Below are 8,507 nucleotides of genomic sequence, written 5' to 3' on the forward strand. Positions count from 1 at the left end.
CACCACGTCGACTCCGGCCTCTCCTTCGGAGACCGGCTCATGGAGCTGTTCCTCGCCCCGGTCAACGGCCTCTACGGCATCGAATCCTCCGAAACGGGCTTCATCGGGCCCTACGAGAGCGGTGAACTGTTCGGAGCTGCCGGTGTCTTCCTGTTCGTCCTGGCCATCGGAATCTTCATCACCATGTCGATGCGCACCGGCGCGATAGACAACGGCGTCGCCCGTGTCGCCCAGCGGTTCGGCAACCGGGGAGCGGTGGTCATCGCCGCGCTGATGATCCTGTTCTCGGTCGGTGGGACCACCGAAGGCATGGCTGAGGAGACCCTCGGCTTCTACGCGCTGGTCATCCCACTGATGCTGGCCCTCGGGTACGACCGGATGGTCGCAGCCGCGACCATCCTCGTGGGCGCCGGAATCGGTGTGCTCGCCTCCACCGTCAACCCGTTCGCCACCGGCGTGGCCTCGGATGCCGCCGGGATCTCGATCGGCGACGGCATCGGATTCCGGCTGCTGATGTATGTCGTCCTCGTCCCGCTCGCTGTCCTGTTCGTCCTGCGGTACGCGCACCGGGTCAAGAAGGACCCGTCCCGGTCGCTGACCACGGCACAGGAGGGTGACGCGGAGATCGCAGCGCGAGGAGTCGGAGAAGCGCCCACGCTCACCGGGCGGCAGAAGGGGGTGCTGACCGTCGTTGCAGTCACCTTCGCCTTCATGATCTTCGCCATCGTCCCGTGGGCCCAGGTCATCGACGGACCCTCCGCCGACAGCTACGGCTGGCAGCTCGACTGGTACTTCCCCGAGCTCGCGGCCCTGTTCATCGCGATGTCGCTCGTCGTCGGGCTCATCGGCGGACTGGGCGAGCACACACTCACGGACACCCTGGTCCGAGGCGCCGGGGACTTCATCGGCGTCGGCCTCATCATCGTCCTCGCCCGGGGTGTCACGGTGATCATGAACAACTCCTCGATCACCGACACCGTGCTGCACTCGATGGAGGATGCGGTGAACAACACCTCGTCCGGGACCTTCGGGGCGCTGATGTTCCTGGTCAATCTCCCACTGGCCTTCCTGGTGCCGTCCACCTCCGGTCACGCCGCCCTGGCGATGCCGATCCTGGCTCCCCTGGCGGACTTCGCCGGCGTCAGCCGGGCCATGGTGATCACCGCCTACCAGTCCGCATCGGGCGTCATCAACCTGATCACGCCGACCTCGGCAGTGGTCATGGGAGGCCTCGCCCTGGCAAAGGTCCGTTACGACCAGTACCTGAGGTTCATCTTCCCGCTGGTGCTCGGCCTGATCGTGGTCTGCACCGCGTTCGTGGCGGTCGGCGCGGCGATCTCCTGAGGTAGCCGGCCGTGGAGCCGAGCCCGACGAGTCTCAGCCGCCTTGCGAACAGTGGTCTCACTGTTCGTGAGGCGGCTGACCGTCTGGCCCGCGACGGCCGCAACGTCATGCCATCGGTCGGCCGACCACATCCGGTTCGCGAGTTCGTTGCCCAGCTCACCCATCTGCTGGCCGTTCTCCTCTGGGTGGCGGCCGGTCTCGCCATGCTGGCCGGGATGCCCCCGCTGGCCGTGGCCATCGTGTTCATCATCGTGCTGAACGCTGCGTTCGCGTTCTGGCAGGAGCACCGCGCCGACCGCTCGACCGAGCGACTTCGCTCGCTGCTCCCCCAGGTCGCCCAGGTCGTACGTGATGGCCGCGTCCGCCGCCTCGACGTCGCCGAGCTGGTGGTCGGAGACACCGTGCTGCTCACCGCTGGTGACCGGATCGGCGCCGACATGATCGTCGAGGCCGAGGCAGGCCTCACGGTGGACGAGTCGATGGTCACCGGCGAGAGCGCTGCCGTACCGCATGAGGTGGGCGAACGGGTCGTGGCCGGAACGTTCGTGATCCAGGGTGAGGCCGCTGCCACGGTCACGGCGACGGGTGCCGCGACGACTGTTGCCGGCATCTCTGCCCTCGCGGGCTCGGCCGAGCGACCAGCCAGTCCCATGTCGCGCCAGGTCGGCCGCGTGGTGCGCCTGGTGGCGGTGATCGCTCTTCTCACCGGGGTCTCGCTCGGCCTCACCTCTTTGGCACTGGGACTCGACCGGACGAGCGCCTTCCTGTTCGGTGTGGGTGTGGCGGTCGCCCTTGTCCCCGAGGGACTGCTTCCCACCGTGACGCTGTCCTTGGCGCGCGGTGCCCAGGAGATGGCAAGGTCCAACGCGCTCGTGCGCCGGCTCGACGCCGTCGAGACGCTTGGGGCAACCACCTTCATCTGCACCGACAAGACCGGAACGCTCACCCAGAACCGGATGGCGGTGGTCGAGGTCCTGACTCGAGCCGGCCCGGTGACCGTTCGCGGCCTGGGCTACCAACCCGTGGCGACACTTGCGGGGGCGGCGGCCGCGAAGACCGAGGTGCCTCAGATCGTGGCAGCCGCACTCAGCTGCGTGACCGGTCGTGTCGAGCGGCAAGGAGCCGAGTGGGTGCCCCGTGGCGACCCGATGGAAGCCGCCATCCACTGTCTCGCCCTGAGAACCGGGACAGACGACACTCCCTCGGAGCCGGAGCGCCGGCCCTACACATCCGACCGCATGCTCAGCTCGGCCTGTGCCGACGGCACCGTGTCGGTCCTGGGAGCCCCGGAGCGTGTCCTTGCCCGATGCGTCGACGTACCGGCGGACGCTCACCAGATCGTGGCCGAGCTCGCTTCACAGGGTCGACGTGTGCTCGCCGTCGCTACCCATCGCTGGACGAGTGCCGACGGTGAGGACCAGCGTGAGAACAACCTGGAGTTCCTGGGACTCCTCGGCCTGGAGGACCCGCCCCGCGAGAACGTCGGCGAGTCCCTGCAGGCCTGCCGGGACGCCGGGATCCGGGTCGCCATGCTCACCGGAGACCACCCGGCGACCGCCGAGGCGATCGGACGAGAAGTCGGGCTGATCGGCCCCACGGGCCTCGTGATCGTGGGCTCATCCCTGCCCGCCGACGATGCCGACCTCGCCCTCCTCCTCGACCGCCCGGACGGCTGCGTGATCGCGCGGGTCACCCCTCAGGACAAGTTCCGTATCGCCAAAGCGCTGCGGCAGAGGGGTCACGTCGTCGCGATGACCGGGGACGGCGTCAACGACGTACCCGCACTGCGGGAGGCCGACGTGGGCGTGGCCATGGGAGCCAGCGGCAGCGATGTTGCCCGGGAGGCCGCAGACCTCGTCCTGCTCGACGACCATTTCGGCACGATCGTGAGGGCCGTGGAGCTGGGCCGCGCCACGTTCCAGAACGTCCGGCGGTTCCTGACCTACCACCTGACCGACAACGCCGCTGAGCTGGCGCCTTTCGCTGTGTGGGCGGTGACCGGCGGCAATTTCCCGCTGGCCATCGCCGTGCTTCAGGTGCTGGCACTCGACATCGGGACGGACCTGCTCCCTGCGCTGGCCCTGGGCGCCGAACCCCCACGCAAGGGGATCATGCGCGGCCGTCGCACGCGCAACGTCGTCGACCGCCAGGTCCTGCTCCGAGCGTTCGCGTTGCTGGGTCTGGTGGAGGCCGTCTGCTCGCTGGCAGCGTTCACCCTGGTCCTGCTCGCCGGCGGGTGGACCTGGGGGGCCGAGCCGTCCGCGTCATTGCTCGGTCGCGCGTCCGGGACCGCGTTCGCGGCCATCGCACTCGGCCAGATTGCCAACGCGTTCGCGTGCCGCAGCACCAGGCTCCCGGTGTGGCGTCTGGACCTCAGCGGGAACCGGCTGATCCTGATGTCTGTCGCAGCGGAACTGGGTCTCCTCGCGGTGTTTCTCGGTGTGCCGCCTCTGGCGGACCTGCTGGGGGGCACGTGGCCCGACCCGATCGGCTGGGCGTATGCCGCCTGCACGGCGCTGGCCGTCATCGCGGCTGACGGGATCGTCAAGACCGTCGGCGCGCGGAGGAGGCCCAGATGACTGAGACGGAGCTGGCAGGCGGCTGGCCGCGACGCATCGGGGGTGGCCGAGGACGTTGGTCCCACCCGCATGGGCACCGCTGCCCTGCCGGGCGGCGCCTGTGCGCCAGACCCTGAGAAGGCACCCGAGCGAAAGGACCGCGACATGTCACACGAACCTGTCAGCAACCTGACCGCCAAGGAGTGGTCGGTACGCATCTTCATCTCCGAACACGACGGCAGCACCCGCGCCGAGGCGCGCCTTGACACCGGCGCCGGGACCGGCCTGACCGGCACCGGGTCGGCCCGGCTCAGCCCGCAGGACGACGACGTACCCGAGATCGGTGACGAGATCGCCGCCGCTCGAGCCCTCGCCGACCTGGCCAAGCAACTTCAGCAGACCGCCGACCAGGACGTGGAGGAGGCGGGCCACAGCCAGGCAGCTCCGAAATCCGACAGCTGATCCGACGGCGATTCGATGTCAGTCCACCAGGACCTTCTCGAGGTGTCTGGCCACGACCACGTTCCAGTCGAGCTCCTCGATCAGACGCGCGGCGAGCGCGCTGGCAGCGTCCGGCTCACCGTGGACGACGAAGGCGGTTCGTGGCGCCGGGGCGGGTCGTAGCCACTCGACCATCTGCTCGGCATCCGCGTGGGCGGAGAATCCGCGAAGGTTGACGACCTCGGCGCGCACCGGGATGTAGCGTCCGTGGATCTTCACTGCACGAGCGCCGTCGGCCAGCGCCCGGCCACGCGTCCCGGCCACCTGGTAGCCCGTCAGGATGACGCTGTTGCGCGCGTGAGGCAGCTGGTGCTCGAGGTGGTGGAGGACGCGGCCCCCGGTGGCCATTCCTGATGCCGAGATGAGGATGCACGGGTGCCGCGGGTCGTTGAGCTTCTCGGACTCGGCCGGCCCGTGCACCAGCCGTAGGTGCCCCGGGTCGAAAGGCTTGGAGTCGCTTCTGACCTCTTCTCGGAAGTCGCTGTCCTCCGAGCGCAGCCCCATCTGGTAGACCTCGAGCGCGGCCAGCGCCATCGGGCTGTCGACGTACACCGGAACGTCGGGGACCAAGCCGTCTCTGACCAGCTGCCGGATCTCGTGCAGGACCATCGGAGTCCGGTCCACGGCGAACGACGGGAGGAGCGCAACCCCTCCGCGTCCGAGCGTCCTGGTCAGCGCGGCGGCCAGCTCCTCGCGGCCCTGGCCTTCGTGATGCCGATCCCCGTACGTCGACTCGATGACGAAGTGGTCGGCGCGGCCTGGACTCTCGGGCGGAAGCAGCATCGGGTTGTCTGTGCGGCCCAGGTCACCGCTGAACACCAGGCGCGTGGGTCCGCACGAGATCGCCGCAAACGACGACCCGAGGATGTGACCGGCGCGGAAGAGCTCCGCTTCGAGCGCACCTCCCAGTGGGACCGTCTGATGGCGTGGGACCGGCCGGAACAGTGCCAAGGCCTTTTCTGCGTCCGTGGTGTCGAACAACGGCCGCGGGTGCTCGTGTTTCGACAGCCCCGTGGTGCGCGCCCAGCGGGCCTCCTCCTCCTGGAGGTGCGCCGCGTCACGCAGAACGATGGCGGCCAGCTGTGCCGTCTCGGGCGTGCAGATGACCGGCCCGCCGAAGCCCTCCCTCGCCAGGATCGGGAGGTGGCCGCAGTGGTCCAGATGTGCGTGGGTGAGCACGACCGCGTCGAGTGTCGCCGGGTCGAGCGGAAGGGGCTCCCAGTTGCGCCGTCGCCAGCTGCGGTCGCCCTGGAACAGTCCGGCGTCGACGAGGATGCGCCGACCGTCGCCCTCGACGAGGAACTTGCTGCCGGTGACAGTTCCGGCCGCGCCGAGGAAGGACAGCGTCATGGGTGCGCTCATGTGGAAAGCCTCACGAGTGAGCCACCGCACCGGCAGGGCAGTTCGTCAGGGTGTGACGGGTCGTTGGGCCCTGCCTCAGCCCCGCGCCCCTTCTGCGCGGTCCTTCCTTGCCTGCTGTCGCCCCGGCATACGCGGGGACAGGTGCCGGCCACGCGAGGCCAGTCGTCCCTCAACGTCGGGACCTTGGACCACTCCGCACGACGACTCGCCCGCCCACGCTGGATGTCTCGGGAGCATTCAACGCCGATCGAGGATCACCACATGGAACGTTCAGACAGCAGGTCGCACGGCCCGCTCGCGGCGCACTTGGAGTGGCTCGAAGCCGACACCGGCATCTCGCGCGACATTCCAGGTCGAGCGAGGAGGCCAGCCGTACGCGTTCGGCGCCGCCCGATCGCGCCCCTCCAGCGCACGTTTCCCGCCTGACGGACGTGGCTCCCCGGCATCGACCGGGCCGACGAAAGGATTCAGCGATGAACACCAGCACGACCAAGACACGGGACATGGAGCTTCAGGATCGCGTCGAACAGTCGCTCGAGTGGGCGCCGGAGGTCGAGTCCGCCAAGATCGGGGTCTCTGTCCACGACGGCGTCGTCACCCTCCACGGCGAGGTTCCGTCGTACTGGCAGAAGACCATGGCAAGCAAGATCGCGTTGAAGACCCGCGGCGTGTCAGCCATCGCCGACGACATCGTGGTTCACCACATCACGGACCCTCGGACCGACTCCGACATCGCGCTCGCCGCCAACAACTTGATCAAGTGGAACTCGGACGTCCCCGAGGAATCCGTCAAGATCAAGGTCCAGGACCATGTGCTCACCCTCACCGGAGAGGTCTCCTGGAACTTCGAGCGCGAGGCGGCGTTTCGGAGCGTCAAGCACCTGGGGGGTGTGCGGGACGTGCGGAACCGCATCACCCTGAAGCGCCGACCGCAAGCCAACGCAGCCGACACCGAGGTTCTCATCAGACGAGCCATCATGCGGCACGCCTCCCTCGACGCAAGCCGCGTGCACGCGAGCGTCGACGGCACCCGCGTCATCCTGACCGGGACCGTGTCCTCCCATGCCGAGAAGATGGCGGCTGCCTCCGCGGCATGGGCTTCGCCTCACGTCGACCACGTGGAGAACAGGATCACTGTCGACGTCTGACACACGCAACCGTGGAGACACAACCAGGAAGAGCCGAAGGAGAAGACACGTGCGAGCACTCCAGTACAGAACCATCGGCGCGGCCCCAGAGGTCGTCGACGTCGACAAACCATCGCCCGGGCCGGGACAGATCCTGCTGAAGGTTGCCGCGGCGGGCCTGTGCCACTCCGACTCATTCATCATGGGCCTTCCCGCCGACCAGTACACGTTCGGACTTCCATTGACGCTCGGGCACGAGGGTGTCGGAACGGTCGAGGAGCTGGGTGCCGGAGCCTCCGGCGTGGACATCGGTGACATCGTCGCCGTGTACGGCCCATGGGGTTGCGGACACTGCGTCCCGTGCTCTCGAGGCGAGGAGAACTACTGCCTGCACGCTGCTGAGCTCGGCATCGCTCCGCCGGGTCTCGGCGCCCCGGGGGCCATGGCCGAGTACATGATCGTCGACGACCCGCGGCACCTCGTTCCGATCCATGGAATGGATCCCGTCGCGGCGGTGTCTCTGACCGATGCCGGGCTCACCCCGTACCACGCGATCAAGGCAGAGCTGGCCGAGCTGCGGCCGGGCAGCACCGCCGTCGTCATCGGAACGGGAGGGCTGGGCCACGTCGCCATCCAGATCCTGAAGGCCATCACGGCAGCCAACATCATCGCGATGGACATCAGCGAGCAGAAGCTCCAGCTGGCCACGGATGTGGGTGCTCACCACGCGATTCGTTCCGACGAAAGCGCGGCCGGCGCGATCCGGGAACTCACCGGAGGCAGCGGCGCCGACGTCGTGTTCGACTTCGTGGGATCGAACGAGACCCTGAACACCGCGCGCGAAGCCGTTCGGATCAATGGGTCGGTCGTCATCGTGGGAATCGGGGGCGGCCTGCTGCCGTCAGGATTCTTCTCGACCCCCTTCGGCGTACGCGTGCGCAATCCGTACTGGGGCACCCGTGACGATCTGATGGAGGTCATCGCACTTGCACGCGACGGTCACATCGACGTGAAGGTCGAGACGTTCTCGCTCGAGGACGGACCGACCGCGTACTCGCGCCTGCACGACGGCAGCATCCAAGGCCGCGCGGTCATCGTGCCGTGATCGTCTGGGGCCACCCGCCGAGCGGTCACCACCGGCCGAGCACCGGTCCCGAGGCCCATGAGCGGGCCCCAGAAGTCGAGGCCACACAGATTGGGCAGCCGTCCGCGACGGCGTGGTCATGCTTTGCGGCCAGGTCGGGTCGTGCTGGCAGAAGAGCCCCGCGCGGGCATGGTCTGCCAGCCCAGGGTTGACAGCCGCGCCGCCCTGGCCAGCGCAAGCGGCGTGATGATGCCGATCGGGTGCTCCATCCGTTCGACGACGGCGACGTTGCCGTGCGGTCGGATCATCGTCGCCACCTCGGACGCGTCCAGGTCATGAGCGACGATCACCGGAGGGACATGGTGCGCTGCAACGGCGCCGAGCTGAGTGTCGACACGATGCTTGGCCGGAATCGCCTCGAGGTCGGCCAGGGTGAAGACACCGGAGGTGTGCCCGTCGAGGTCCACCACGGGAAAGACCTCGGCTGCGATCTGCCCCGGCGACAGGTGTGCGACGAATTGCTGGACGGTC

At 68.4% G+C, this 8,507-nt stretch carries 7 protein-coding genes; 5 read left to right on the top strand and 2 right to left on the bottom strand.

What is annotated here, in order from left to right:
- The 3 genes from V6M46_RS19145 to V6M46_RS19155 form a co-directional block, all read left to right on the top strand.
- Positions 1-1,344 (top strand): YfcC family protein (locus V6M46_RS19145; RefSeq protein ID WP_332668050.1); only part of this gene is annotated, 1,344 nt, incomplete at its 5' end.
- Between the two features lie 11 nt (positions 1,345-1,355).
- Entirely contained in the window at positions 1,356-3,923 is a 2,568-nt protein-coding gene (locus V6M46_RS19150; RefSeq protein ID WP_332668052.1) for a cation-translocating P-type ATPase, read from the top strand.
- Between the two features lie 144 nt (positions 3,924-4,067).
- Entirely contained in the window at positions 4,068-4,364 is a 297-nt protein-coding gene (locus V6M46_RS19155) for a dsRBD fold-containing protein (RefSeq protein WP_332668053.1), read from the top strand.
- A gap of 18 nt (positions 4,365-4,382) precedes the next feature.
- On the opposite strand, the gene V6M46_RS19160 is transcribed toward V6M46_RS19155, so the two are convergent.
- Entirely contained in the window at positions 4,383-5,765 is a 1,383-nt protein-coding gene (locus V6M46_RS19160) for an MBL fold metallo-hydrolase (RefSeq protein ID WP_332668055.1), read from the bottom strand.
- A gap of 473 nt (positions 5,766-6,238) precedes the next feature.
- Here V6M46_RS19160 and V6M46_RS19165 point away from each other — a divergent pair, with 473 nt between their 5' ends.
- Together V6M46_RS19165 and V6M46_RS19170 are read left to right on the top strand one after the other, a co-directional pair.
- Entirely contained in the window at positions 6,239-6,913 is a 675-nt protein-coding gene (locus tag V6M46_RS19165; RefSeq protein WP_332668056.1) for a BON domain-containing protein, read from the top strand.
- A 49-nt stretch (positions 6,914-6,962) separates the two neighbouring features.
- Entirely contained in the window at positions 6,963-7,997 is a 1,035-nt protein-coding gene (locus V6M46_RS19170) for an NAD(P)-dependent alcohol dehydrogenase (protein WP_332668057.1), read from the top strand.
- A gap of 116 nt (positions 7,998-8,113) precedes the next feature.
- Here V6M46_RS19170 and V6M46_RS19175 read toward each other — a convergent pair.
- Positions 8,114-8,507 (bottom strand): CBS domain-containing protein (locus V6M46_RS19175; protein WP_332668059.1); only part of this gene is annotated, 394 nt, incomplete at its 5' end.

Source organism: Aeromicrobium sp., assembly GCF_036676885.1.
In the GTDB taxonomy this organism is placed as follows: Bacteria; Actinomycetota; Actinomycetes; order Propionibacteriales; family Nocardioidaceae; genus Aeromicrobium.